24 protein-coding genes are annotated in these 25025 nt (G+C 58.8%); 10 read left to right on the forward strand and 14 right to left on the reverse strand.

The window, feature by feature from the left end; translation table 11 throughout:
* Nucleotides 1–74 precede the first annotated feature (74 nt).
* Nucleotides 75–1094, reverse strand: coding sequence for an SDR family NAD(P)-dependent oxidoreductase (locus tag FAES_RS23775; RefSeq protein WP_041258339.1), 1020 nt, complete (start codon nt 1092–1094; stop codon nt 75–77).
* 183 nt (nt 1095–1277) lie between these two features.
* On the opposite strand from FAES_RS23775, the gene FAES_RS23780 reads away from it, so the two are divergent.
* From FAES_RS23780 to FAES_RS23790, 3 genes are all read left to right on the forward strand, one after another.
* A complete protein-coding gene (locus FAES_RS23780) occupies nt 1278–2480 on the forward strand; it encodes an acyl-CoA dehydrogenase family protein (protein WP_148289441.1) in 1203 nt (400 codons plus the stop codon).
* Between the two features lie 54 nt (nt 2481–2534).
* A complete protein-coding gene (locus tag FAES_RS23785) occupies nt 2535–3284 on the forward strand; it encodes a PIG-L deacetylase family protein (RefSeq protein WP_015333747.1) in 750 nt (249 codons plus the stop codon).
* A gap of 147 nt (nt 3285–3431) precedes the next feature.
* Nucleotides 3432–4025: a class I SAM-dependent DNA methyltransferase gene (locus FAES_RS23790; RefSeq protein WP_015333748.1), complete on the forward strand. Its 594-nt coding sequence runs from the start codon at nt 3432–3434 to the stop codon at nt 4023–4025.
* 61 nt (nt 4026–4086) lie between these two features.
* On the opposite strand, the gene FAES_RS23795 is transcribed toward FAES_RS23790, so the two are convergent.
* The 3 genes from FAES_RS23795 to FAES_RS23805 all read right to left on the reverse strand — a co-directional run bounded on the left by FAES_RS23795 (nt 4087) and on the right by FAES_RS23805 (nt 7361).
* On the reverse strand, nt 4087–5253 hold the full coding sequence (locus tag FAES_RS23795; protein WP_015333749.1) for a glycosyltransferase family 2 protein: 1167 nt from the start codon (nt 5251–5253) through the stop codon (nt 4087–4089).
* A 90-nt stretch (nt 5254–5343) separates the two neighbouring features.
* Nucleotides 5344–6150, reverse strand: coding sequence for a LytR/AlgR family response regulator transcription factor (locus FAES_RS23800; protein ID WP_015333750.1), 807 nt, complete (start codon nt 6148–6150; stop codon nt 5344–5346).
* Between the two features lie 140 nt (nt 6151–6290).
* Complete coding sequence (locus tag FAES_RS23805; RefSeq protein ID WP_051054274.1) at nt 6291–7361, reverse strand: sensor histidine kinase; 1071 nt, start codon at nt 7359–7361, stop codon at nt 6291–6293.
* Nucleotides 7362–7721: 360 nt separating this feature from the next.
* Between FAES_RS23805 and FAES_RS23810 the strand changes: the two genes are divergently transcribed.
* The 3 genes from FAES_RS23810 (at nt 7722) to FAES_RS23820 (ending at nt 10807) form a co-directional block, all read left to right on the forward strand.
* Entirely contained in the window at nt 7722–8231 is a 510-nt protein-coding gene (locus FAES_RS23810) for a hypothetical protein (protein WP_015333752.1), read from the forward strand.
* Nucleotides 8232–8345: 114 nt separating this feature from the next.
* A complete protein-coding gene (locus FAES_RS23815; RefSeq protein WP_015333753.1) occupies nt 8346–9686 on the forward strand; it encodes a sensor histidine kinase in 1341 nt (446 codons plus the stop codon).
* Between the two features lie 137 nt (nt 9687–9823).
* A complete protein-coding gene (locus FAES_RS23820) occupies nt 9824–10807 on the forward strand; it encodes a c-type cytochrome (RefSeq protein WP_041258340.1) in 984 nt (327 codons plus the stop codon).
* Nucleotides 10808–10870: 63 nt separating this feature from the next.
* Here FAES_RS23820 and FAES_RS23825 read toward each other — a convergent pair whose 3' ends face one another.
* The 3 genes from FAES_RS23825 to FAES_RS23835 all read right to left on the reverse strand — a co-directional run bounded on the left by FAES_RS23825 (nt 10871) and on the right by FAES_RS23835 (nt 12331).
* Entirely contained in the window at nt 10871–11257 is a 387-nt protein-coding gene (locus FAES_RS23825; RefSeq protein ID WP_015333755.1) for a VOC family protein, read from the reverse strand.
* 44 nt (nt 11258–11301) lie between these two features.
* A complete protein-coding gene (locus FAES_RS23830) occupies nt 11302–11685 on the reverse strand; it encodes a helix-turn-helix domain-containing protein (RefSeq protein WP_015333756.1) in 384 nt (127 codons plus the stop codon).
* 88 nt (nt 11686–11773) lie between these two features.
* Nucleotides 11774–12331, reverse strand: coding sequence for a dihydrofolate reductase family protein (locus tag FAES_RS23835; RefSeq protein WP_015333758.1), 558 nt, complete (start codon nt 12329–12331; stop codon nt 11774–11776).
* Between the two features lie 193 nt (nt 12332–12524).
* On the opposite strand from FAES_RS23835, the gene FAES_RS23840 reads away from it, so the two are divergent.
* Both FAES_RS23840 and FAES_RS23845 read left to right on the forward strand, forming a co-directional pair.
* Nucleotides 12525–13961, forward strand: a complete 1437-nt coding sequence (locus FAES_RS23840; protein WP_015333759.1) for an arylsulfatase — start codon at nt 12525–12527, stop codon at nt 13959–13961.
* 24 nt (nt 13962–13985) lie between these two features.
* Nucleotides 13986–15584, forward strand: a complete 1599-nt coding sequence (locus FAES_RS23845; RefSeq protein WP_015333760.1) for a glycoside hydrolase — start codon at nt 13986–13988, stop codon at nt 15582–15584.
* Here FAES_RS23845 and FAES_RS23850 read toward each other — a convergent pair whose 3' ends face one another.
* The 7 genes from FAES_RS23850 to FAES_RS23880 form a co-directional block, all read right to left on the reverse strand.
* Nucleotides 15585–16559 carry a formylglycine-generating enzyme family protein gene (locus tag FAES_RS23850; RefSeq protein WP_015333761.1) on the reverse strand — a complete coding sequence of 325 codons (975 nt, stop codon included), beginning with the start codon at nt 16557–16559 and terminating at the stop codon, nt 15585–15587.
* A 183-nt stretch (nt 16560–16742) separates the two neighbouring features.
* Complete coding sequence (locus tag FAES_RS23855) at nt 16743–17300, reverse strand: DUF4256 domain-containing protein (protein WP_041258341.1); 558 nt, start codon at nt 17298–17300, stop codon at nt 16743–16745.
* 121 nt (nt 17301–17421) lie between these two features.
* Nucleotides 17422–18660, reverse strand: a complete 1239-nt coding sequence (locus FAES_RS23860; RefSeq protein WP_041258342.1) for an RNA polymerase sigma factor — start codon at nt 18658–18660, stop codon at nt 17422–17424.
* A 27-nt stretch (nt 18661–18687) separates the two neighbouring features.
* Entirely contained in the window at nt 18688–19026 is a 339-nt protein-coding gene (locus FAES_RS23865; RefSeq protein ID WP_015333764.1) for a YciI family protein, read from the reverse strand.
* A gap of 67 nt (nt 19027–19093) precedes the next feature.
* Nucleotides 19094–19519 carry a DoxX family protein gene (locus tag FAES_RS23870; protein ID WP_015333765.1) on the reverse strand — a complete coding sequence of 142 codons (426 nt, stop codon included), beginning with the start codon at nt 19517–19519 and terminating at the stop codon, nt 19094–19096.
* Between the two features lie 141 nt (nt 19520–19660).
* Nucleotides 19661–22276: a rifamycin-inactivating phosphotransferase gene (gene rph / locus FAES_RS23875; RefSeq protein WP_229364527.1), complete on the reverse strand. Its 2616-nt coding sequence runs from the start codon at nt 22274–22276 to the stop codon at nt 19661–19663.
* A 2-nt stretch (nt 22277–22278) separates the two neighbouring features.
* The gene (locus tag FAES_RS23880; protein ID WP_015333767.1) at nt 22279–22734 is read right to left on the reverse strand and encodes a MarR family winged helix-turn-helix transcriptional regulator; all 456 of its coding nucleotides are present in this window, start codon (nt 22732–22734) and stop codon (nt 22279–22281) included.
* A 327-nt stretch (nt 22735–23061) separates the two neighbouring features.
* On the opposite strand from FAES_RS23880, the gene FAES_RS23885 reads away from it, so the two are divergent.
* Both FAES_RS23885 and FAES_RS23890 read left to right on the forward strand, forming a co-directional pair.
* Nucleotides 23062–24054 carry an NADP-dependent oxidoreductase gene (locus FAES_RS23885; protein ID WP_015333769.1) on the forward strand — a complete coding sequence of 331 codons (993 nt, stop codon included), beginning with the start codon at nt 23062–23064 and terminating at the stop codon, nt 24052–24054.
* The gene (locus FAES_RS23890) at nt 24041–24949 is read left to right on the forward strand and encodes a helix-turn-helix domain-containing protein (RefSeq protein ID WP_041258343.1); all 909 of its coding nucleotides are present in this window, start codon (nt 24041–24043) and stop codon (nt 24947–24949) included. Before FAES_RS23885 ends, FAES_RS23890 begins: the two co-directional genes overlap by 14 nt.
* Nucleotides 24950–25025 lie beyond the last annotated feature (76 nt).

A 25025-nucleotide genomic window follows, 5' to 3' on the forward strand; every position in this document is an offset into this window, starting at 1 on the left:
GGGCTGGGTCGGTACGCCGCGCGGCCCCCGTCCAGGACCTTATAGGTTTAAACTTTCAATACTCCTCATTCTGATCAATACTCGTTGTTCTGCGCGGCAGCTTCGTCGGTCAGTACGGTTAGGAGGCTCTGCGTAATGGGCGTTTCCAACTTTTTGCCCATCCGGCGGGGGTTAGCGTGACCGTCGGGGGCCGGGTCGGGCAGGAGCGTGTTCACCCACGACGACACATCGGCGACCAGACCGGGCAACAGGCCATGAATAGCGCCGGCCAGTTTAGCGGGAATCGAAATTATTCGCTCGGCCTCGCCATAGCGGCAGGCGTCGATGATTTCCGCCGCAACCGATTCGGCACTGACGGCCAGCCCCGGCAGCGAATCGCCGATCTTGAACCAGGCGTATTCTTTTTCGTGTTGCCCGCGAACCAGCGCCTGCCGCGGGCTACCCGTGCGGATCAGGCCGGGGCAAATGGTCGTAACAAACACGTTATCGCGGGCCACTTCAGCCCGTAGCCCTTCTGAATACCCCACCAGGGCAAACTTGCTGGCCGAATACGGCAACAGATGCGGCACCGACACTTTCCCCCCAAACGAAGCGACATTGACAATCCGACCCGACCGGCGGCGTTGCATGTCGGGCAGCACGGCATTGCAGGTGTGGTAGGCAGCCCAGAAGTTGATGTTCATGGCTTCCTCAAAATCGGCGTCGGTGGTGTTGGCGTAGGGCCCCGCCAGAATGACGCCGGCATTGTTGATGAGCACGTCGACGGGGCCCACCGTGTTGCGCACGGTCGTGAAAAAGGCTTCGCGTTGGTTGGCGTCGGTCAGATCGCAGCGGTAGGCCAGCACCGGTACGTTGTAGGCACGGAGTTCGGCCGCGGCCGCGTCGAGCTGATGCTGGGTACGTGAGCAGATCGCCAGCCGGGCTCCTTCCTGCGCCAGTTGCCGGGCCAGCACGAGTCCCAGGCCGCGGGCGCCGCCTGTGACGACGACCGTTTTCCCCGAAAAGTCGAAGCGGCGGTTGGTGCGCTGAACATGCCGAACCGCGAGCGCCGCCCCCACGCCCAACAGGCTCCAAAGCAATGGTTTATTAGTCATAAGCTGAGTTGTGGCCATTGGATGCAGGCCTGCATCCGGCGTTTTCTTTCTGAGCTAACAGCCCGCCGCCGCGACCTTCCCGTTTAATCTTTTTTCCGGGCGTTTTTCGGGTCGATTGGTTATGATCGTATGTACGCAGGGCGGCCCTTTAGGCTGCTGGTCGCCCAGCCAGTTAACCCTGTTATGATTACTGACGAACGACCATCAAAAGTGGGCCAACCACTCGTGCCACCCCAATCCAGCTACTGGCACAGCACGCCCGACGCCCTGGCATCCGTAGTAGCAACCATCGCCGATCTGGCGCCCGATACCGATGAAGAGGGGGCTTTCCCCGAAGAAGCTTTTCAGCTACTGGCCGAGTCGGGGTTGTTGGCGGCAACCCTGCCCGGCCAGCCGCTCGACAACCACGGCCAGCATACGGCCCAGTTGTTGCACCTGCTGAAGCGCATCGGCGCGGCGAATCTGGCCGTTGGGCGGGTGTATGAAGGCCATATCAATGCCCTATTGCTGGCTCACCTGTTCGGCAACGCCGAGCAGCACCGGCGCTGGCAGGCCGACGTACAACGTGGCGCGCTGTTTAGTGTCTGGAACACGCAGGCCGACGACGGGGTACGTATCCACGCGCTGGGCGGGGGCCGCTACGCGCTCGAAGGCCATAAAACGTTCTGCTCGGGGGCGGGCTGGATTACGCGGCCGCTGATCACGGGCGAACTGCTGTCCGGCCCGACCAGCGACGGACGACGGGGCTGGCAGATGTGCATCGTTCCGACCGAGCACGCCAAGGTAATCGGGCAGGACGACCGGTTCTGGAAGCCACTCGGCATGCGGGCGTCGGCCAGCTTCAAACTCGACTTTACGGGCGTCGAACTCGACGAAAGCGATCTGCTGGGGCAGCCGGGCGATTATTTCCGCCAACCGTATTTCAGCGGTGGGGCCATCCGGTTTGCCGCCGTGCAACTGGGCGGGGCCGAAGCCCTGCTCGAAGCCACCCGCGACATGCTCCGCTCGATGGGCCGCACCGACGATGTGTTTCAGAAAACGCGGCTCGCCGAAATGGCCTACCGCATCGAATCGGGTAACCAGTGGCTCAACGCCGCCGGGACCAACAACGACGCCTGGTTGCGAGCGGGCGAGGCCGATAGCGCCAGCCGGATCGTCGCCTATGCTAACATGACCCGCACGGCCATCGAGGAAATCTGCCTGAAGGTGATGCAGTTGGCCGAACGCTCCGTTGGGGCTCGCGGGCTACTGCGCCCCCTCCCCTTTGAGCGAATCCACCGCGACCTGACCATGTATTTGCGGCAGCCCGCGCCCGATGCGACCCTGGCCGACATCGGCACCTACGTTAGTCAACAATCCGCCCCAACCCACCGGCTGTGGGCCTAAATCCGTCAGGTGCTAGGGGCGGCTACGTTCACGCCCGGCGCCTGCTTTTTGCTGATGACCCATTCCCTGGCCAATTACTTACACGAAGACCCGCTGCCCATCGATGCACGAGCGCTGGGCAAAACGCTGGTGCTGGCTCCCCATCCCGACGATGAATCGCTGGGGTGTGGTGGTACGCTGGCGCTGTTGCGGCAGGCCGACTACCCCGTCCACGTGGTTTTTGTGAGCGATGGTACGCAGTCGCACCCCAACTCGCCAACGTACCCAGCCGACCGCCTGCGTGACCTGCGCGAAGCAGAAGCCCGGGCGGCGCTGGTTGAGCTGGGCATACCCGAGGCGATGAGTACGTTTTTGCGCCTACCCGACCGGGCTGTACCCGTAGCTGGCGCGCCGGGATTCAACGAACAGGCCGCAGCGTTAGCCGAACAAATTCAGTCGTTTCGGCCAACGACGGTGCTGGTACCTTACGAACGTGACCCCCACCCCGACCACCGGGCCACCTACCAGCTGCTGGACGAGGCGCTGAAAGCCGTTCCTACCAGGCCCCGCGTGCTGGAATACCTGATCTGGCTCTGGGAGTTGGGGCGCCCCGACGATCTGCCTAAACCTAATGAGCGCATCGTCCTGAAGATTGATATTCACACGGCGGTCGAACAGAAAAATCGGGCCATTCAGGCGCATCAGTCGCAGGTGACGCGGCTGATCAACGACGACCCGTCGGCGTTTTATCTATCGCCCGAGTTGCTCAGCCACTTCGATATGCCGTATGAATTGTTTGTCGAAAAAGTCATTGATGGTCATTGATGGTCATTGATGGTCATTGGGCTGCGCCGTCATTCATTGTCACTTGCCTTCGGCGTCATTCATGGTAAAAAAACAAGTAATGACCACAAATGACGGCGCAGCCCAATGACAACAAATGACCATACATGACCACAAATTCCCTTCATCATGAATACAGAGAAAACCACCCTGGGTACTGATTATTTTGATGGTGTCTATGCCGCCAATGACGATCCATGGCAGTTTACGACCAGCCCGTATGAGCGCGACAAATACGCCGCCACGCTCGCCGCTCTGCCCAATCCTATTTATGAATCCGCCTTCGAGATTGGCTGTTCCATCGGCGTGCTAACCCAGCATCTAGCCAGCCGCTGTCGCCGGCTGCTGTCGGTCGATGTGAGTGAGGCGGCGCTCCGGCAGGCCCGGCAACGACTCGCCGGCAGTCCGCAGGTACGTGTCGAGAATCTGGCCGTGCCCGGCACCTTCCCCAACGAATCGTTTGACCTGATTGTGGTCTCGGAAGTAGGCTATTACTGGTCGATGCCCGACCTGCTGAAAGCGCGGCAACTGATACTTGATCATCTGGAACCGGGTGGGCAATTGTTGCTGGTGCACTGGACGCCCGAAGTGCCCGACTACCCGCTCACCGGTGATCAGGTCCACGACACGTTTATGGAGCTCGCTGGCGAAGGCAAGCCGTTTCGCCACCTGCTCAACCAACGCCACGAAAAATACCGGCTGGACCTGTTGCAGAAAGAGTGAAAGAGATAAAGAGTGAAAGGGCTGACGCGTCTATTGTGCCTGCGTCAGCCCTTTCACTATTTCACTCTCTATCTCTTTCGCTTTCGCTCTTTACCAGTCTCAACTGCCGGATGGCTTCGGTGATGGGTATGGGGGCGGGGTGTGGCAGTTGGGCAAACTGGGCGTCGGCCTGTTCCCAAAGCTGACCAAAATAGGTACTGGTGGCCATGCGCGCCATGAGCCAGCCCGTCGTGACCCGCAGCCGTTCGGCCATTGGGCGTAACCGCACCAGACTGCTCGGCTCAAACCGGTGTTGCCAGGCGTCGCGCAGGTCGCGCCGGAGTTGAAAGCGCGCCATCGACACAGCCGGATCTTCGACCAACTGGCAGCAGCCTGCCTGCCGCTGGCTGGTCCATTGCTGCAATTGCCACGACAACCCCACCTCGACCCGCCCCTGCAACCGCGCCGACGTGTAGACACGTACCTGCGGGCTCTTGCGCACCTTGGCGTCGATGCGCTGTAGGGCTTTGAAAAAGGCATCGTCTTCCAGGTACCGCACCACCGGCAAGCGGCCCGCCCGCACGTAGGCCTGGCAGGTCACGGCCAGACTGGCCCCAAAATGCTGAAAATGCCGCGGCCAGGGGTCGTGCTGGCAGGGGTCGATCTGGGCTTCGGCGCGGGCCAGCAAGCAGCGGTAGGTGGCGTCGCGCAGGTGAGGTAACCGAGCCGGGCTGTCGTCACGCAGGGTCAGAATCCGGCCGCCAACGGCATCATTACCCGCCTCGATTTCGGCCACAATCTGCGCAATCCAGTGTGAATCGACCAGCGTATCACCATCGGTCGAGGCGATTACGCCCTGTGGGTGACCCGCCTGCAACAGACGGCGGCAGGCTTCGTCCATCAGTAGCCGCCGTACCGTACCGATATGAGCCCGCTCGGGGGGCAACTGAATATCAACCACATGTAATCTGAAAGCGGGATACTGCTGCTGATACCGACGTACCTGCGCGTAGGAATCATCGGTGCAGTTATTGGTCAGCACCAATACCTCGTAACTGTTGGGGTCGAGCCGGTGGCCCGCACAGGTACGTTGCAGCCGCAGCGCATCGAGCGTGTGCGCAATGGCCTCGGCTTCGTTGCGAACGGGCACGATCACCGACACGCGCAGCGCCGGGACAGGATCGGTTTGGTCGAAGAGGAAACGAGGGTGTTGGCCTTCGTTGGTAAGCAAATCATAGTCAGCCAGCATACGCTTGGAACCGACACAGTCAGGAAACCTATGTCGTCTTACAGACGAACCCGCTCAACCACTCAATGTTAATTAAAGTGAGTAGCGGGTCTACTTACCCATCCATTTTTTGAAGTCGGTCGCCCGTTCGCGACTCACGATCACCTCATCGGTGGGGGCGGGTTTCAGCGTCAGTTTCAACTTGTTATTGAAATACGGGTGGATCTGCTGCACCGAGTTGATGTCGATGATAAACTGGCGGTTAGCCCGAAAAAACTGCGACGGATCGAGCATGGCTTCGAGTTCGTCGAGGGTGTAGTCGAGCGAGTATTTCTGGTTGGCGTTGGTGCGAAACAGGCTCACACCGTCTTCGGAATAAAAATAAGCCACGTCGGAGACCTCCACTGGCACCCACTGTTGCAGGTGACGCACCAGAAACCGCTTGCGGTAGTCGGTGGGCTGAATCTGCTGCCGCAGTTGCTGCACCAGCACGTCGATCGACACGCGCCCGGCGTCGGCTGAGGGAGGTGCGGTGGGGTTGAGGCTACGCAGCCGGTGGTGTTTTTCCAGGCTGGCTTCCAGGTCGCGCCGTTTGATGGGTTTGAGCAGGTAGTCGATGCTGTTGACCTTGAAGGCTTTCAGGGCGTATTCGTCGTAGGAGGTGGTGAAAATCACGGGCGACTCCACGGGCGTCTGTTCAAAAATATCGAAGCTCTGTCCGTCGGCCAGTTCAATATCCATCAGGATCAGATCGGGTGCCGGATCGCCCGATGTGTGGTTTTGCTGCAACCAGTTGACGGCGGTGCGCACGCTGGCGGCGGTGCCCATAACCACGATCGACGGGTCCACTTCCTGCAACAGCTTGGTCAGTTTACGAACGGCCAGATCTTCGTCTTCGACAATAAATACGTTTAGCATGACTTTGTGGCTTGGGCTCGGATGAGCATGGTCAACGGTTAGCGGATTAAAAGTAAGCTCAATTAGGGGCGGGGTCCAGCAGCAAGCGGGCGAACGGGGTAAAAATAGCGTTGAACCGGCTCGTTTATCCGGTGAAACGGCTAGTGGCCAGACGGGGCCGTTTCGGTACCGGGCGGCCCCGCTCGTTCGGGCGACAGCAACGGTAACGCCACGCTGAAGGTATCGTCGTCTTCGCGGATGTCGATGCCCCCCTCGCCCAGCAGGCGGTACTTGGTGGCGATGTTTACCAGCCCCAGTTGGCTGGAGTCGGGCCGGCCGGGCTTGCGTTGCAGGTTGTTGCGCACCACCAGCTTACCCTCGCGCACCAGAATCTCGATCTGTAGCGGTTGCCCGGCCAGCATGATGTTGTGCCGCACGGCGTTTTCGACCAGCACCTGTAACGTGAGCGGCGGGATCAGGTACGTCTGCTCGGGTTCGGGCACCGACACATACAGCTCGATGCCATCGGTATAGCGCGTTTTAAGCAGATGAAAATACGAATCGATAAACGACAGTTCGTGCCGCAACGTCGTCAGGTCCGACTCGTTGCTGCGCAGCATGTAGCGATAGACCGTGCTGATCTCATCGACGAAGGCTTCGGCCTGTTTCGGGTTCTCGCTGATGAGCGACGAGAGCGAATTAAGGTTGTTGAACAGAAAATGCGGGTTGATCTGGTTTTTGAGCGAGTCGAGCTGGCTTTGCAGGTTGGCTTTTTTCAGGGTCTCGATCTCGACGTAACTCTGTCGCCACTGCCGCAGCACGTAGCCCCCTTCGTAGACCACCATGTACACGCAGTGGTAGAAAATCTGGATGCCGAGCGAATAGGTGTAATCGGCGGGGTTGGGCCAGTACCAGGCCCGGTTGTCGGCCGCCAGATGCGCCAGTTGCCGTACCAGCCAGGCAAAGTTGACCAGCACGGGCAAGGCCAGCAACAGCCAGCCAAAGCGCGTTTTGGTCTGGTTGAGACCGGGGTATCGCTGCTGAATGCCCAGCACTACCCGCCTGGTTACCTCCCAGCACAGGTAACCTGCCCCCAGGGCAATCAGGTTCGACTTGATGATGTCGCGCGCCGACAGCTCGAAGTACCAGTTCAGCCGAAAAAAGATGGTTCCGAACAGGAACAGGGCGGGCGGCCCCAGCAGCCTGAGTCGTATGTCATTGAGCGAATTCACAAGCACTAGTTCATAGGTAAGTCATAATCTGGTCAAGATGCCCCGACGCCAGCAAATGCCCAATCCCCATCGGGTTGAAGCCGCCTAAACCCCACCTGAACCGACAAAGCACCGGGGTGAACCGGAACAGTTGATGATTAGCGTTTAGCGCCCACCCTTTTGGGACCAACGCGCCCTTCTCTTCCCACTTAATCCCTCATTTCTGCCGCTTGAGCGGGCTGAAACGACACTTCCTACAGGCTGTGCTTCCGTGAGGGGGCGTGGTGGGCTCACCTTTGTCCCGTCGGACGACAAGCCCCGACCAACCGGCCGTCGGGTCGGGAACCAAGCCAATTTTTCAACCAAACAACAAGTACACCCATGACACGTTTCTTTCGCTCTGCCCTCCCTTTTTTGCTCGGCCTGCTGGTTTCGGTAACCGCCTGTAAGAAGGGAGAATCGGATGTTGTGCCCAACCCGGATACCGGCAACCCCGGCACACCAACCGCCGCGTTTGTCGGTATTCGCTGGCAGATGGCCAGCTTTGAACTTGACCCACCCATGGACCTCGACGGCGACGGGGACATCGATAAAGACCTGCTGGTCTTCCTGCGCCCCTGCGACCGCGACGATACCGTTAAATTTGAAAAAGGTGGCGCCATGTCGGGCGATAGCGGCGCCCTCAGATGCGACGATGAACCCGCCCCCGGCAAACCCGGCACCTGGACCTACAACGAGGCCACCAAGAAGCTGAAAATCATCGACGGCGACGACGGTACGGCCTCCGAATGGACCGTGCTGGAAGCCACCACCAAGGTATTGAAAGTGAAAGCCACGATGGTGGAGGACGGGCAGTCGCTCACGACCATCATCACCTGGAAAGCTGTCTAGCCCGTTTTCTGACCCGACCAAACCGCAGGGGTGGCCAGTTAGTGGCTACCCCTGCGGTTTGGTATAATATCGTTTTATGGCGTCTGCTCTGTCTCACCAAACCCGCTCCCCGGCATGACCTTCGAAACCTGGAATGATCTGTTCGTTGGCATGATTGTCTCGATGCTACTGTTGAATGTGGTTCAATGGTCGATCTACCGGGAGCGCATTTATGGGCTTTACACGCTCTACATGCTGGTCTGGCTCATCTTTTTCGGGGCGCGCATGCCGGTTGTCAGCGCGTTGTTGTCGGGGCCGATTACGCTGTTTATCAAGGCCTGCGTGCCGTCAATAGGGTATTTTATTTATTTCGACTTTGCCGATGCCTTCATCCAGGTACGTCGGCGGCTACCTCGGCTCCTGCGGTTGTTTCAGCTGGCCAAGACCCTGATTATTCTTTACCTCGCGGTTCAGGCCTGGGCGCTTTTTATCAGCACCGTCTGGCAGCCCGGCCGTTTCAACGGGGTGCACACGGGCATGCGGGTGCTGTTGGCCGTGCTGGCGATCGTCGGCATTGCCAACCTGTTTCGGCTCCGCACCACGGCTACCCGCTATTTCGTGACAGGCTCGCTGTTTCTGGTGGTGGGCGCGCTGGCGTCCATGGTGCTGACGTTTGTGTACCCCACCACGCCCGACGACGCGCCGTGCTGGCACGCGCCCCTGTTCTGGTTTCAGCTGGGCATTCTGGGCGAGCTGCTTTGCTTTGGGCTGGGTCTCAACTACCGGCAGCGGCAGGCGGCCGTCACGAGCGCGCTGATTGCCCAGGAACTGGAACAGGAGCGCCAGAACCGCCACCGCGAACAGCTCGAAAGCCGGCTGGCCGTGCAGCAGTTGCAACAGGAGATGCTGGAGGTACAGATGCGGGCGTTGCAGGCCCACCTCAACCCGCACTTCCTGTTCAATTCACTCAACTCCCTGTCGTCGCTCATTGCCGAAGCCCCGGCGCAGGCCGAGGCCTTTGTGGATGAGCTGGCCAGCGTATACCGCTACATCCTCCAGACCAACGCGCAGGAGCTGACGGCGCTCGACAACGAACTCCAGTTTATGGATTCGTATTATCACCTGCTCCAGACGCGCTACACCCAGGGCATTCAGCTTCAGATGCACATCGATGACCGCTACCGAAACCACCTGATCCCGCCGCTGACGCTGCAACTGCTGGTGGAAAATGCGGTCAAGCACAACGCCATTCTGGCTGACGCCCCGCTGGTCATTGGCATCTACACCACGCCACAAGCGCAACTGGTGGTACAGAACACGCTACAGCGCCGCCAGGTGAGAGTGCTGAGCAACGGCGTGGGACTGAGCAACATTCTGGTCAAATACCAGATGCTGGGGCAGCCGGTGCCGGTGATCGAGGAAGCCGACGGCCAATTTGTGGTGACCCTGCCGCTTATCGACCCACCTGCCCAGTAAGCCACGTACCCACCGGTTCAGCCAGCCCGCCATGACGCTTCATGAAGGGCTTTTGTCGGTTCAGCCGGTTTGGCATTGGCCCGGTCCCGTTGCCCGGCGAGTTTTACGTCGTAACTCCTCAAACAACAACTACGACAATGAAAAAAGTGATGAAGACCGTCGGCCTCGCGCTGGGCGGGGTGGTGCTGCTGGTGGCTAGTTTCTGCGCCTATGTGGCCCTCACGGGCATACCCACCTACGACCCGCCCGCCACGCCCGCCCTCTCGGTCGAGGTAACGCCTGCCCGCGTGGCGCGGGGCGAAGCGATCGCCAGCATTCAGTGCATGAGCTGCCACGCCAACCAGGAAAACCGCCTGACGGGCAAATACATGGCCGAAATACCGCCGCTGTTCGGTAAGATTTACTCCAAAAACATCACGCAGGATAAGGTCCACGGCATCGGCAACTGGACCGACGGCGAACTGCTCTATTTCCTACGGACGGGCATCCGGCGCGACGGTTCGTATGCACCCGTGATGCCGCAATACCCCAATCTGGCCGACGAAGACCTGCTATCGGTGGTAGCCTGGCTGCGCTCCGATCGGTTCCCGGTGCAGGCCACGGCGCAGGAGCCGCAGCCCTCGGAGCCGAGCTTTGTGACGACGCTGCTGACGCATACCCTGATGAAGCCCCTCCCCTACCCGCAAACGGTCATTGCACGGCCCGACACCAACGACCTGGTCGCGTTTGGCAAATACACGGCCGATGCTTTCGGCGATTGCTATGCCTGCCATTCGGCCGATCTCATCGATCAGGACAAGGTGACGCCGAGCAAGACCAAAGGCTATTATGGCGGGGGGATCGAGATGGTCGGCGAGGGCGGCCAGAAGGTGGTCACAGCCAACCTGACGTTTGATGAACAGACGGGAATTGGCAAAACATACACCAAAGAGCAGTTTATCCGCGCCGTTCGCAACGGCGTACGGCCCGACGGCAGCATCCTCCGCTACCCGATGGAGCCCAAGATGGGCCTGTCGGAACGCGAAGTGGGCGCCATCTACGAATACCTGAAAACGGTACCGAAAATCCACAACGACATCGCTCAGAAAAACGCGGCGATCCAACTGGCCGAAAAAAACTAAGCGGCTCCGTAACCCTCAGCCAACGACCCGGCTAGTACTGCTGGCTGGGTCGTTGGCTGAGAATTACAGCGTTTGGGCGAGTTGAATGCGGTTGCCGCAGGTGTCGTCGAAAACGGCCAGCCGGACCGGACCCATCTGCGTGGGCGGCACGCTGAATACCACCCCGAGCCCCAGCAGCCGTTCATAGTCGCGCTGCACGTCGTCTACGGCGAAGACCGTCAGGGGGATACCCGCATCGTACAGGGCTTTCTGGAACGTTTGGGCGGGCTCGAAGCGGGTGGGTTCCAGCAGTAATTCAACGCCGTCGGGCCGGTCGGGCGAGACAACCGTGAGCCAGCTGGCATCGCCGAGCGGGATGTCCCGTTTTTTCTGAAAGCCCAGAATGTCGGTGTAAAAAGCAAGCGCCCTGGCCTGATCAGCGACCAGTAGGCTTGTTACGTCAATGCGCATGGGAATGGTCTGTTTTGGGCAAAATTGCGGCACCCATCCCACTTTTACTTCTTCATTCTTGCTCTTTTCAACGTACCTGGCGACTGCCCCATCCGCTTTTTTACCAGCGTACTGAACGTACCCAGGCTCTCGTAGCCAACGGCCCCGCACACCTCTGCTACAGGCCGGTTGGCGTTCAGCAGCCGCCGGGCTTCGGCCATGCGTTTGTCGGTCAGGTAGTGCAGCGGCGTCAGGCCATAGTGGCGTTTAAACTCCCGGCTAAAATGATAGGGCGAACAACAGGCCGCAGCGGCTATGTCGACCAGCGTCAGGGGCTCGGCGAAGTGGGTGTCGATAAACCGCCGCGCCCGCACTACGCGCGCTGTCTGGTCAGCGTTGGCGTAGAGTTGTTCGGTCAGTTTAGTTAGTTGATCGGTGTAGAACGACATGGTTTATGGCTATGAGAGTAGCCCCATTGGCAGCACAGGGCCTGCGCTGCCAATGGGGCTTGTGGCGTATTCTGGGTACGTTCCTGCTCTATTCGCTTCGTTTGGGCTGATAGTGCAACACCACGATACCGCAATCAAACGCTACAGCCTTCATCAGGGTCAGCGCCTGTGTGGTGTCCAGCCCGCCAAACACCGGCATGCCGTTGCCGATAGCGGCCGGGTTAACAAACAGGTGCAGGTTGTCGATCAGGCCCGCCCGAATCAACGACGCCACGAACGTGCCCCCGCCATAGGTGATCAGGTCGCCGCCGGGCTGGCTTTTGAGCGCGTTGATTTCGGTAGCCAGGTCGCCGTTGGCCAGGCGCGCATTGGGCCAGGGCGAGGCGTCGAGCGTTTTGGTGAACACGACTTTGGGCGCGTTGTTGAACAGGTCGGCACCGGGCTCGTCGGGGTGAGCTGCCCAGTGGGGAATAAAGCCCTCCGCCAGCTTACGCCCCAGCAGAATGGTGTCGACCGGCGCTGATAGCGCGGTCACATACTGACCAATGTCGTCGGTCCAGGGAAAGGTCATCCAATCCATTTCACCGTTGGGTCCGGCCATGAAGCCATCGACCGTTACCTGTACCTGCAAGTTGAGCGTACGCATGTTGAGTTGATTTGTTGTTTACGGGTACAAACCTACAACCCCATCGCCACTGCCAAAAGGGGCCGGAATGCCAATAAACGGGGGGCCACGTGCCGACCCGAACGTACCCGGCGATCCTAACCCATCCGTAGGGATTGGCGGTCGGCTGCTTTTATAAGCGCAGCCAGGTTTGGCTTACGTTTAGCCGTTGAGTATGAAAGCATTAGGGTTCGCGCTGCTACTAGCGGGGTTTGGACTGGGCCTTTTCCAACAGTGTTCGTCCGTAAAAACGACGGCATCGGCCATCAGAACGCCACCAAACCTCATCGTCATCCTGGCCGACGACATGGGCTACGGCGACGTGGGCTGCTACCGGGCCGCCAGCGCCGGGCCTGCGCTCATCCAGACGCCCAACCTCAACCGCATGGCGGCACAGGGGATGCGCTTCACCGATTTTTACACGGGCAGCACGGTCTGCGCGCCCTCGCGTTGTGCGCTGATGACGGGGCAGCACACGGGGCATACCCAGATTCGGGGCAACGGCGAAAAACCCCTCCGGCAGGAAGACGTCGTGATTCCCGAGCTGCTCAAAAAGGCCAACTATACCACCGGCATGTTTGGCAAATGGGGCTTGGGCATGCCCGATACCGAGGGCGCGCCGCATCGCAAAGGCTGGGATGCCTTCTTCGGCCACGTCAACCACGAGGAGGCCCATTTTCAGCAACACCCGTTCTTGTGGCAAATCAGCGATGGCGCCACCGTGAAGGTCGAGCAGCCCGCCGGGTCGTACAACAACGATGCGTTCACGCAACAGGCGCTGGCGTTTCTGGATCGGCAAACGACGAAACCGTTTCTGCTGTACTTGGCCTTCACCCTCCCCCATGCCGAGTTGCACACGCCCGACACCTACCTGAATCAGTACCGGGACGCGACCGGAAAAAGCCGGTTTCAGCCCGAAAAACCCTGGCCGGCGGGTCGGCATTATGGCGAGCAGCCCGAACCCAAAGCCGCCTATGCCGCCATGGTCTCGCAGATCGACGGGTATGTGGGGCAGGTGCTGGCCAAACTCGACCAGAAAGGACTGGCCAACAACACGCTCGTGCTGTTTGCCTCCGACAATGGCACGCACATCGAGGGCGGACGTACCCAGGACGACGTAAGCTATATGCAAAGCTCGGGGCCACTGCGGGGTGTCAAGCGCGACCTGTTCGACGGGGGCATCCGCACGCCCTTCATCGTCCGCTGGCCCGGCCACGTCAAAGCGGGGTCGACCACGGCGTTCGTGGGGGCGTTTTACGATCTCCTCCCCACGTTCTGCGAGCTGGCCAACATACCGCCGCCCGCCCGCATTGATGGCCTTTCCTTCGTGCCGACGCTGCTGGGGCAGAAAGGCCAGCCCACGCACCCCTACCTTTACTGGGAATTTATGGAGCGGGGCTTCAGCCGGGCCGTGCGCAGTGGCTCGTGGAAGGCCGTGAGTCTGGAACCCAGGCGAGGGCAAGAGACCTTTTTTCTGTTCGACCTCAGCCGGGACATCGGCGAGCAAACCAACGTGGCCGCTCAGCACCCCGACGTGGTGGCTACGATGCGTCGGTATATGGCCGAAGCTCATGTTCCGTCGCCGCTGTTTCAACCCAATTACGGCAACTAACGCCTTCTCGTTCACTTATTCTGCATGACTCAACGATACACCTCCCGCCTGCTTAGTCTCGGCTGTCTGCTCATCCTCAGCCGTTTCGGGCTAGCCCAACCAGCCGCGTCAGCTCAGTTAGTGGTTCGACTTGACCCGAGCCAGACCTACCAGACCATGCACAGTTTCGGCGCATCGGACTGCTGGTCGGCGCAGTTTGTGGGTAAAAACTACCCGCTGGCCAAGCGCGAACAAGTGGCCGACTGGCTTTTCAGTCTGGACGTCGATCGGGCGGGGAACCCCAAAGGCATCGGCCTGTCGATGTGGCGGTTCAACATTGGTGCGGGCAGCACCGAGCAGGGCGATTCGAGCGGTATCCGCAGCCCCTGGCGCCGGTCGGAGTGTTTTCAGCGGCCCGATGGCTCGTATGACTGGACCAAACAGGCCGGGCAACAGTGGTTTATGGAAGCGGCCCACCGGCGCAAGGTGCCTTACCTGCTCGGCTTCACCAATTCGCCCCCGGTGCAGTTTACGGCCAACGGCAAAGCCTACGCCTCGGGTACGTTGGGCGACTACAATTTTAACCGGCAGCGTCTGGGTGACTACGCCCGGTTTCTGGCTGATGTCGCGCAGCATTTCGACAAAAAGGGGCTTTCCATGCAGTACTTGAGCCCGTTCAACGAACCGCAGTGGGATTGGGGTATTAAGAAAGGGCAGAAAATGGCCACGCAGGAAGGCACCCCCGCCACCAACGCCGACATGGCAGAACTGACCCGCGCCCTCAGCCGCGAACTAAGCACCCGCAACCTGCGCACCCGCCTGACGCTGGGCGAGGCCGGGCAGCTCAACTACCTCTCGCAAAGCGGCACCAACCGAAGCCAGACGGGGCAGGACAATGTAGCCGAGGCGTTCTTTTCGCCCGGCAGCCCCGCCTACATCGGTGATCTGCCCAACGTGGAGAAACTGGTCTGCGGGCACAGCTATTTTACCACCTCCCCACCGAGTCAGCTGCGATCGGTGCGGCAGCAGCTGGGCGCGAAACTCAAGCAGGTGGGCGTCGGTTTCTGGCAGTCGGAGTATTGCGTACTGGGCGACAACGCGGGCGAGATCGACGGCGGCGGGCGCGACCTGGGCATGACCACCGCCCTCTACGTGGCGCGCGTGATCCACGCCGACCTGACGCTGGCCAACGCGACTTCGTGGCAGTGGTGGCTGTCGATCAGTGCCAACAACTACAAGGACGGGCTGGTGTACCTGGAAAACGGCGGTAAGATGGGCGAAAACGGCCCGAATCAACTCGACGGCGACGTGCTGGCCTCCAAGACCCTCTGGGCACTGGGCAACTATGCCCGGTTTGTGCGGCCGGGCATGGTGCGCATCGCCGCCAGCACCAACGTACCTGACAGCCTCGCTAACGGCCCGCTGGTATCGGCGTACCGCAGCGAAAACGGCAAACAGTTCGTGGTGGTTATCGCCAACCCCGGCGACGCCCGCGCTCTTCGGCTGGAAGGGTTGAGCCGACAGCCGGGGCAGGTGGCCGTCTACGAAACCACCGACACGGCCGATCTACGCAAACGCACGCCCTCGCTCGGTACGCTCATGCTGGCCGCCCGCTCCGTCACGACGATTACGCTGACGCGCTGATCAGAGGTCTTTGACGCAGCGGAAACCTACGTGCATCAGCGCCGTTTCGGCCGTGCTGCCCGACCGCCCCGACACCCGGTAGCCGTGGCACCAACCCGGTTCGCACAGGAACGAGCCGCCCCGTTGCACCCGCTCGGTAGCCTCGGTGATGCGGGGCGGCGTTTGGTTCAGCCAGTCGGTATACGCCACTTTAGGATTCTCGCACCATTCCCACACGTTGCCTGACATATCGGCCAGGCCAATGGGCGATGGACCGAACGTACCCACGGGCGCGGCCCGGTGAAACCCATCGCTCACGGCGTCGTGGTCGGGGAATTTGCCGTTCCAAGTGTTCGCCAGCCACTTGCCGTCTTGGGTCAGGTTATTGCCGAAGGGGTAGAGCGTCTGGCTGTTAGTTGCGTTACGGGCGGCGTGCTCCCACTCGATCTCGTGCGGCAGGCGCTTACCCGCCCAGTTGGCGTAGGCCTGCGCATCGTTCCACGACACCTGCGTCACAGGCATGTTGTCGGCGGCGGGGCCTGCCTTGGGGCCATACGGGTACTGCCAGTTGGTGCCTTTGACCAACTCCCATTCCTTGGTGGTATCGTTGAAAACGCCGCCATCGCCAAATCCTTCGGCCTGCGTCTTGTAGCCCGTGGCCTGCACAAACGCCCGAAACTGCCCAACCGTCACCTCGTGCTGATCCATGAAAAACGGTTTGACCAACACCCAGAAGGTGGGCTTCTCCTGCTCCAGCCCCTCCTCCGAGCCGATGTGCGTGTAGCCGCCGGGTACGTAAACCATGCCTTCAGGTACGTGGCCCGGAGGCTGGTTGGGCTGCGCTGGCTTGGCATCAGGTTCCGACGCAAAGACGGTGATGGTGGGGGCGAAGGCAAATTGCGCTGGGGCGTCGGGCTGGCAGGCCACCCCAACCAGTCCCAGATAGCCCAGCCAGGCGATCCGCTTCAGTATGATACTCGTCGACGATAAGCGCATACGGACTAAAGCCGGTTTAGACAGCGATCGTTTCCAATTCAGTTGGGTAATAGGGTCTGTGCGGTCTGGGGAATAGGGACCGCGTGAGCCGTCGGCTAAAGGACGGGGCCGTTTGTCGATGCCCACGCAAAGCAAACCACCAAACGTACAGGACGTACCCTGTTTGCTTGTTAGTGGCTGCTATCAAACCCGCAGTGAACCCCGAAATGCCCGGGCGGCGTAGTACGACGACGCCCCGTTGTGGTACACGAAGACGGTATTGTAGCGAAAATCGGCAAAGAGCGCGCCACCAAGTTGTCGGATCGCGGGGGGCGTTTGCAGCCAGCTCGATGTTTTCGCGTCGAATTGGCCAAGCGTTTGTAATTCCCGGTATTGGGCTTCCGTCAGCAGGTCGATGCCTAGCTCAGCGGCCATCTCCACGGCGCTATTGTCGGGCTTATCGTCTTTTCTCGCTTCCAGCGCGTCGTGGTCGTAGCAGAGGCTGCGGCGACCCGTGGGGCTTTCGGCCGAGCAGTCGTAAAAGACGTATTCGCCCGTGCTGGCGTCATAGGCAACCACGTCGGGTTCACCGCCGGTATCTTCCATCGCCTGAAGCGCCCACAGCTTTTCCGGTTTGGCTTCCAGCCTTGCCTGAACGTCAGCCCAATCGATGCCCGCATGGCGCTGCTTATTTTTCTCGAAACGAGCTTTTACTACTTTAATCAGTTCGTCGCGCTCTTCGGTCGACAGTTCCTTTGCCATAGCGGGTTCAATTTGCGGGTTATGGTTTATCATTCAAGCAATTGATTATCATCAGTATGCACCTACGCACCTGGCAGTTGCACGCACACAAAGGCTATTCCTCGCGGATAGGCCCGGCGGGTTACAACTGGGTAAGCTTATCTAGTCTAAGCTGAATACGTTGCCGGTCTGCTGGTGTCTTGGCGAGCGCATAGGCCTGCCGGTAACTGCCCACGGCCTTCAACACGTTGCTTGTTTCATACAACTCACCAAGCAATACGAAGTAGAAATGATTCAGGGTGAACGTCAGCTTTTCGGCTACAGCTAAAGCGGCTTGGGGGCCACTGACTTTATACAAGGCGTAGGTACGGTTCAGGGCGACGCTGGGCGAATCATTCACCCGTATCAACTGATCGTAGAGGTCTAAAATGGCCGTCCACTTGTCGGGCGTATCTTCTTTCTGGCAATGCCAGGAAGCGATACGGGCTTCCAGATGATATGAACTGACCTGATCGCCCTGCATCGACTGGCGCAGAAACAGAAAGCCCTGTTGAATCAACTCAGGATTCCACAAAGCCTCGTTCTGCTGTTCATAAAGCAGGGGCAATTCATCACCTGATTGGTGCCTGGCATCGAATCGGGACGCGTGAAAACACATCAGCGCCATCAACGCACTGGTCTTTGGTTGATTGGTGCGTTCATACTCGATTAATCGGGTACCCAGCCGCATGGCTTCCAGGCACAGCTCTCGCTGTAGCGTCTGGTTTCGGGTTTTGGAATAGTAGCCTTCGTTGAACAACAGATAGATAACATGCAGCACATTGTCGAGGCGGCGGATCAACTCACCTTCCGGTGGAAGCGTCATGGTCACGTTTGCCAGACGAAGCTTTTCTTTGGCCCGAAAGAGCCGTTTGTTGATCGTCTCTTTGTTGGACAGAAACGCCTCGGCAATTTCATCGATACCAAAACCGCAGAGAATCCGGAGCGCCAGACCAATCTGCGCTTCCGGGGCGATAGTGGGCGTACAAACCGCAAACATCATCTGCAACTGGCTGTCTCGAATCGTCTCCTCCGAAAAGTTTAACGTTGTCCAATCATCGGTTTCGGCCGATCGGTTGCTCAGCTCGGGAAGAATTTTCTGGTCCAGCAATTTACGCCTCCTGAACTGATACAGGGTTTTCTGCCTAGCAACAGCATACAGCCATGCCGTCGGGTTTGGCGGCTGGCCGCGCACACCCCAGGTTTCGGCGGCTAGCAGAAAGGTATCGCTCACGATATCCTCCGCCAGTTCTATATGCGCTAACCCAAACCGGTTGCTGATCACCGCCACCATCTTGGAAAATTCCTGCTGAAAGATCTGCTTGAGTGATTCCGGTTCCATCGGAGAAGGCAACACAGCCATAACGGCCTAGTTGAGCATAGCCCGTATCTCTACACTCCCTTGAGCATCCAGCGCCGGGCAGCCATGAGCCAGCTCAGTCGCTTCATCCAGATGGCTGGCCCTGACAATCAGAAAGCTGCCCAGCCGCTCTTTCACCTCTACAAACGGACCATCGGTGACGATGCCACCGGCCTTCAGCACCTTCCCTTCCGATGCCAGCCGGGGCCCCGTCGACACCAGTTTGCCCTGTGCGGCCAGGCTACCCACCCACTCTTTCCATTTGTTGGCGATCGCTTCAAACTCGGCGGGCGACAGTTGACTGGTGTCATAACTCGGCTGACGGAATAATAACATAAACTCGTTCATAGCGAAAACGAAACGAAATGATAAAACAAAGGCGCCATCTAAGACACTGTCTAGCAATAATTTACATTTAATAAACCGTTTCCTCAACTGCTTTTTCGTGTGTCGTTTGTAGTCGGCGGTTGGCTGGTCGTAGATACCAGGACAGCACGGTTAAGATCGCAAAAACAAACGAGGCAACCCACTGGTAGAAGGCATCACCGGAAGCGATATGAGAACTAACAGCGCCCGTCAACAGAAAAAAGAAACCGGCGTAGGCCCATTCTTTCACCAGGCGATAACCCGGTATGACCAGCATGAGCCCGCCCGCCATTTTCCAGAGGCCAATAAGTTTCATTGAATACAAGGGGTAGCCAAGCCGAATAAAGCCATCGGCATTGACCTTCGCCTGGATGAATTGAGCAAAACCGCCGCCAATCATAGCCATTGCCAAAAATCCGGTAATGATCCAGTAGGCCATGCGTTTCCCTTTGCCTGCTTTGCTGTCGTGTTCCATGTCAAATTGCTGTGTTGGTTTACACGACACCAATGACTGAGCGGTCGGAAATTGGACAAGCTGCAACAACTTTTTTTACATCGGCAACATACGTACCTGGCTGCGCTGATTTGTTCCGGTAAACCAGCGCAGCCCAAAACGCTACAAAATTTCTACGTACCCCTCGGTGCCATTTACCCGAATGCGTTGGCCGTCGCGAATCCGTTTCGTTGCGTTGTCGACGCCGACGATGGCGGGCAGGCCATATTCCCGGGCAATTACGGCGCCGTGGGTCATCAGCCCGCCGACCTCGGTAATCAGGCCTTTGATGGTAACGAATAAGGGCGTCCAGCCGGGGTCGGTGAAGGGCGTAACGAGAATATCACCCTCTTCCAAATCGGCCGCCTCCAGGCTGAGCACCACGCGGGCCCGCCCCTCCACGACGCCCGCCGAAACCGCCAGCCCAACTATCGCCCCGGCGGGTAGATCATCACGCCGGTAGCGCCCCGTCAGGATTTCCCCCTCCGAGGTAATCACCCGGGGTGGGCTGAGTTTTTCGAAGCGTTGGTAGTCGGCTTTTCGCTGGTTGATAAGCGCGTAGTCCACCGTCTGGGTACGTATCGTTTCGGCCAGTTCGTCGAACGTGAGGTAGTAACTATCTTCGCTGTCGTGAAGCACCCCCGCCGCCACGAGTCGTTCGGCTTCGCGGCGCAAGGCCTGTTTATACACGAAATAGCGGCTGATGATGTCGTATTTGGGGTATTCGCGGTAGCCAGTCAGGTTGCGGACCAGATCGATCATTCGCTTGGTTTCGTTCGCTTTGCGGTCGCCATCCGGCAATTGGGTCAATCGGGCCAGCAGTTCCTGTTCTTTGGCCAGCGCTTCCTGTTGGCCCTGCTCGAATTTTCGCTTCCCGGCATTCGGCTCAACGTTTTTGATGTTGTTGAGAATCAGGGGCACCAGGGTGCTGGGCCGTTCGCGCCAGCGGGGTCGAGTGATGTCGATCTCACCGGGGCAGCGCATGCCGTATTTGTCCAGAAACGCATCGATGGCGGCGCGGGCTTCCGGGCCACCCGCCAACCGGGGTAGTTCGTCCAGAAAGGTGTCGTCTTTTCCGCACTGTTGTACGTACTGGATCACGGCCGGGTAGGGCCGTAGCGCATCGGCCACATCCAGCAGGGCCAGCCCCATTTCCGAGGTAATGTTGTTGGGAACGGATTGGGTCAGTGTGTCGGCGACGTTTTTCTCGCCTAACCACGCGGCGATGTGCTCATTGAGCCATAAGGCTGCATTCATGGCCGTCATGATGACCCCGAAGCTTTGTGGGATGCTCCTCTTCACGGCCCCGACGTCTTCCCGAATGCACTGGATGAGCGCCGGCCCCTGTTCCGTTTCAACGGCTTGCTTCAGGGCGGCGAGGGCGGCCTGACTACGCTGGATCAGGTCAGCCACGATGGCCGGGTCGTAGTCCTTCAGCGTCTGGTAGTCTGGCAGCGAGGACGCCGGATGGCTTGTCCCGGGGTTCGGCTCGTGATCGGGTAAGGCGGGGATAAAATCGCCCCGCTCCAGAATGGTCGTCAGGGCGTCTTTAATGAGCGGATCGAATCGCCCCAGCACATCCAGGATATTGGCTCGGCCAGCCGGTGACGCCAGCATCGGGGCGACATCCACAAACAACCGACCACCCGCGACACGCATCGGGGCGTTGGCCATGAACTGCCAGGTAGACCAGCCCAGGGGTTTCATGGCGTCGGTCATCATCTGCTGGTGACCGACGGATATGTAGACGTGGTTTTCGGGGTCAGTCGCGTCGGGTATCGGGTACAGCGTGGTGATTGGCCGACTCTGAACAATGTGGAACGTGTCGCCCACCAAACACCATTCAATATCCTGCGGACAGCCGAAATGCGCTTCGATCTGCCGCCCGATGCGCTCAAGCCGGATGGCCTGCTCGTCGGTCAGCGCCGGACGCTGTTGCTGGTCAGGCGCAATCGGCTGCTGTTCCGTGCCACCTCCGCTTACCGCATAGCTGGCCCGTTCCTTGGTCGCTAGCTGCCTGCTGATTACCTCTCCGGCTCGCACGCTGTAATTATCGGCGTTGACCAGCCCACCCACCAGCGCCTCGCCCAGCCCAAAACTGGCGTCGATGGATGTGATCGTCCGGTTCGACGTGACGGGATCGGCCGTGAACAGGATGCCCGATACCTGCGGCACGACCATCTGCTGTACCACCACCGCCAGTTGAACACTTCGGTGGTCAATGCCGTGCTGAAGGCGGTACAGGACGGCCCGCTCGGTAAACAGCGAGGCCCAGCATTTGCTGATGTGTTGCCGAATAGCCGCCTGCCCAATAATGTTCAGGTATGTATCCTGCTGACCGGCAAACGATGCCGTGGGCAGGTCTTCCGCCGTGGCGCTGGACCGCACCGCAAAGGCATGTTGTTCGCCAAAGGGTTTGAGATGCCCGGCAATCGCATCCTGCATGTCCTGTGGCATAGCGACCGCTTCGATCGCGTCACGAAGTTGGCCGCTCAGGGTAGCGATCAGGGCGCGGTCGGCCACCGTCAGCAGGGCTAGCTGGGCCAATAAGTCGTCTATCGACGGCGCCTGCTCGATGATCCGCTTGTAAGCTTCTGTGGTCACACAAAATCCGGGCGGCACCCGGATGCCCTCGATCCGGGTCAGCTCGCCCAGGTTGGCCCCCTTACCTCCCACAAGCGCTCCGCTTGTTTGATCAACGGCTTGCAAACCGAGCACCAGCGATTGCATCGTATCCATCCTTAGTTGTCGTTGAGTGTCTGGGTGGTGTCATTCATGATGGCGATGGCCTTCAGAAAATAGGTTTCAAGCGTGGCGATTTCCTCGGCCGAAAACGACGCCAGCAGCGCGGCCGACTTTGCCCGAAAGTCTTTGTAGAGCGGGGCCAGCAGCGCCATAATCGTCTCGGTGTTCGGGACGATGATCACCTTACGCCGATCGCCTTCGGCCAACTGGCGCTGCACCAGCTGTTTCTTTTCAAACCGATCGATCAGGCCCGTTACGGCACCCGTCGTCAGGCCGGTCAGGGTGGCGAGTTCACCGGCGGTCATCTGTCCTTTCTCGATCAGAAAACCCAGGTATTTGTGGTCGGTACCCGACAGCCCCGCCCGACGGCCAACTGCTTCGTGCATCTGAATCGACGTGTAGGCATATTGCTGGCTCAGCTTTCTAATCCGGGTGAGTGAATCACTATCCATTTAACTTAGCTTCTAAATATCTTAGCAACAAAGATAATTAGATAATAGCGAAAAAAGCAAACCGGGCGGCACCTACTAGTGGTTAGGTGGCTCTAGGGCGGATTGGCGCCAACGTACCTGATCAGGGTCAACAGCAGCCTTCAGGTACGTACCTAGTGCAGTGGCAAACCGCCATAAAACGGCCCGTGCCATGGCTGGGTTACCAGACAGGCTATTCCAAGGCAAGGCTTACCGGCTGTTTTGGCTAAGACAAAGGGCATTCTTACTAAATCTGCTTTCGACCGGGCGGTGACCTTTGCAGCATCAACCAATGAAAAACGATTTAGTATGAAAGCGATTCGAGTTCATGAATTTGGCGGTCCTGACGTGATGAAGCTGGACGAGATCGAACGGCCCGTTCCGGCACCCGACGAACTCTTGATAAAAGTCTATGCCAGCAGTGTTAATCCGGCCGACTACATCATTCGCCAGGGTGGCAACGAAGCCCTTCGGTCGTACCTGACATTACCGTTGGGCCTGGGTCTGGATGTGGCGGGTGTCGTTGAGGAGATCGGCAGTGCGGTAACGACGTTTAAAAAAGGCGATAACGTGTACGGCGTCCCGAATTTCCCCGGCGACGGCAGCTACGCCGAATACGTTGCTGCCAAAGCCAGTCAGTTCTGGATTATGCCCAGCCACATACGCTTCAATGAGGCTGGCGCGCTTCCTTCCTGTGCCCTTATTGCCTGGAACGGCATCGTCGATACGGGTAAAGTAAAACCGGGGCAGCGGGTACTAATTCACGGGGCAGCGGGCGGAGTCGGGAACCTGGCGGTCCAGTTTGCCAAAGCCATGGGCGGGTATGTAATCGGAACGGCCTCGGCTCATAACGCTGCTTTTTTGAACGAGTTAGGAGCCGATGAAGTGATTGATTACCGCAACCAGCCTTTTGAAGACCTGTTGCGCGATGTGGATGTGGTATTCAATGCCTCGCCCGTTCGTGACGAGAGCGTCAGGTTGAAATCGGCGGAGGTAATCAGAGAGGGCGGTATCTTTGTGTGTACTCACCTGGATGAGCCCTTCTCGGACGCTTTTTTGGCCGCGATGGCCAAAAAGAACGCCACGGCCACGATGGTTGGCGAAGGCAGTATAACCGCCTACACATCCTCACTGGATGGGGTCACTCAGCTCATCAATGAGGGTAGAGTAAAAGCCGTTGTAAGCCAGGCATTTCCCCTGGAGCAAGTGGCCGAGGCCCACCGCCAGAGCGAGACTAAACATGTGCGCGGTAAACTTGTGCTGGAGATACAGAAAGAAGACCGACTCGATGAAACGGTTTAAAACGATCAGTGAGTTTCATGAATTCAGGCAGTTGCCTAAGCCGCTGCACCCGCTCATCGGCCTCATCAATGTGGGCGATGTAAAGGAATTGCATCCCGATGAACCGACGAGCCTGGTCTTCGATTTCTACAGTATTTCGCTGAAACGGGTAGCCAATGTAGCGGTGAAGTACGGGCAGCAGCCGTTTGATTTCAATGAAGGTGTGCTGTCGTTTGTAGCCCCCGGTCAGGTCATCCGGCTCGCCCTTGCCGACGGGGAGAAAGCCTTGAACCAATCAGGATGGATGTTAACCATCCATCCTGATTTTCTATGGAATACGTCGCTGGCCAAAACCATCAGGCAGTATGATTTCTGGAGCTATGCCCTGCATGAGGCCCTGTTTTTGTCGGAGAAAGAAGAAGCTTTTCTTCATCAGATTATTCAGACTATTCAGCAGGAATACAACGCCAACATCGACCGTTTCAGCAAGCCGATTATTATAGCGCAGCTGGAAACGATGCTGACTTATTCGGATCGATTTTATCATCGGCAATTCATCACCCGGGAGAAAGCGAACCACCAGATACTGGATCGGCTGGACGAATTACTGAATGCTTATTTTGACAATGACTCGCCAGACAAAGGCGGGTTGCCATCGGTACAATCCGTAGCCGACCAGTTAATTGTTTCCCCCAAATACCTCAGTAATCTGCTCCGCACGCTGACGGGACAAAACACCCAGCAACACATTCACGATAAGCTGATTGACAAAGCCAGGGAGAAACTCTCAACCACCGATCTGTCAGTGAGCGAAATCGCGTATGCGTTGGGCTTCGAGCACCTGCAGTCGTTCAGCAAACTGTTCAAGACCAAAACCAGCCTCTCGCCGTTGGCCTTCAGGGCGTCGTTCAATTGACGGTGCGACCTTGCCCGCTGCCGGGCGCTCACCGACGCCGGTTGACGGCCTGGCGCCTACCTACTCAGGTACGTAT

Source organism: Fibrella aestuarina BUZ 2 (assembly GCF_000331105.1).
Classification (GTDB): Bacteria; Bacteroidota; Bacteroidia; order Cytophagales; family Spirosomataceae; genus Fibrella; species Fibrella aestuarina.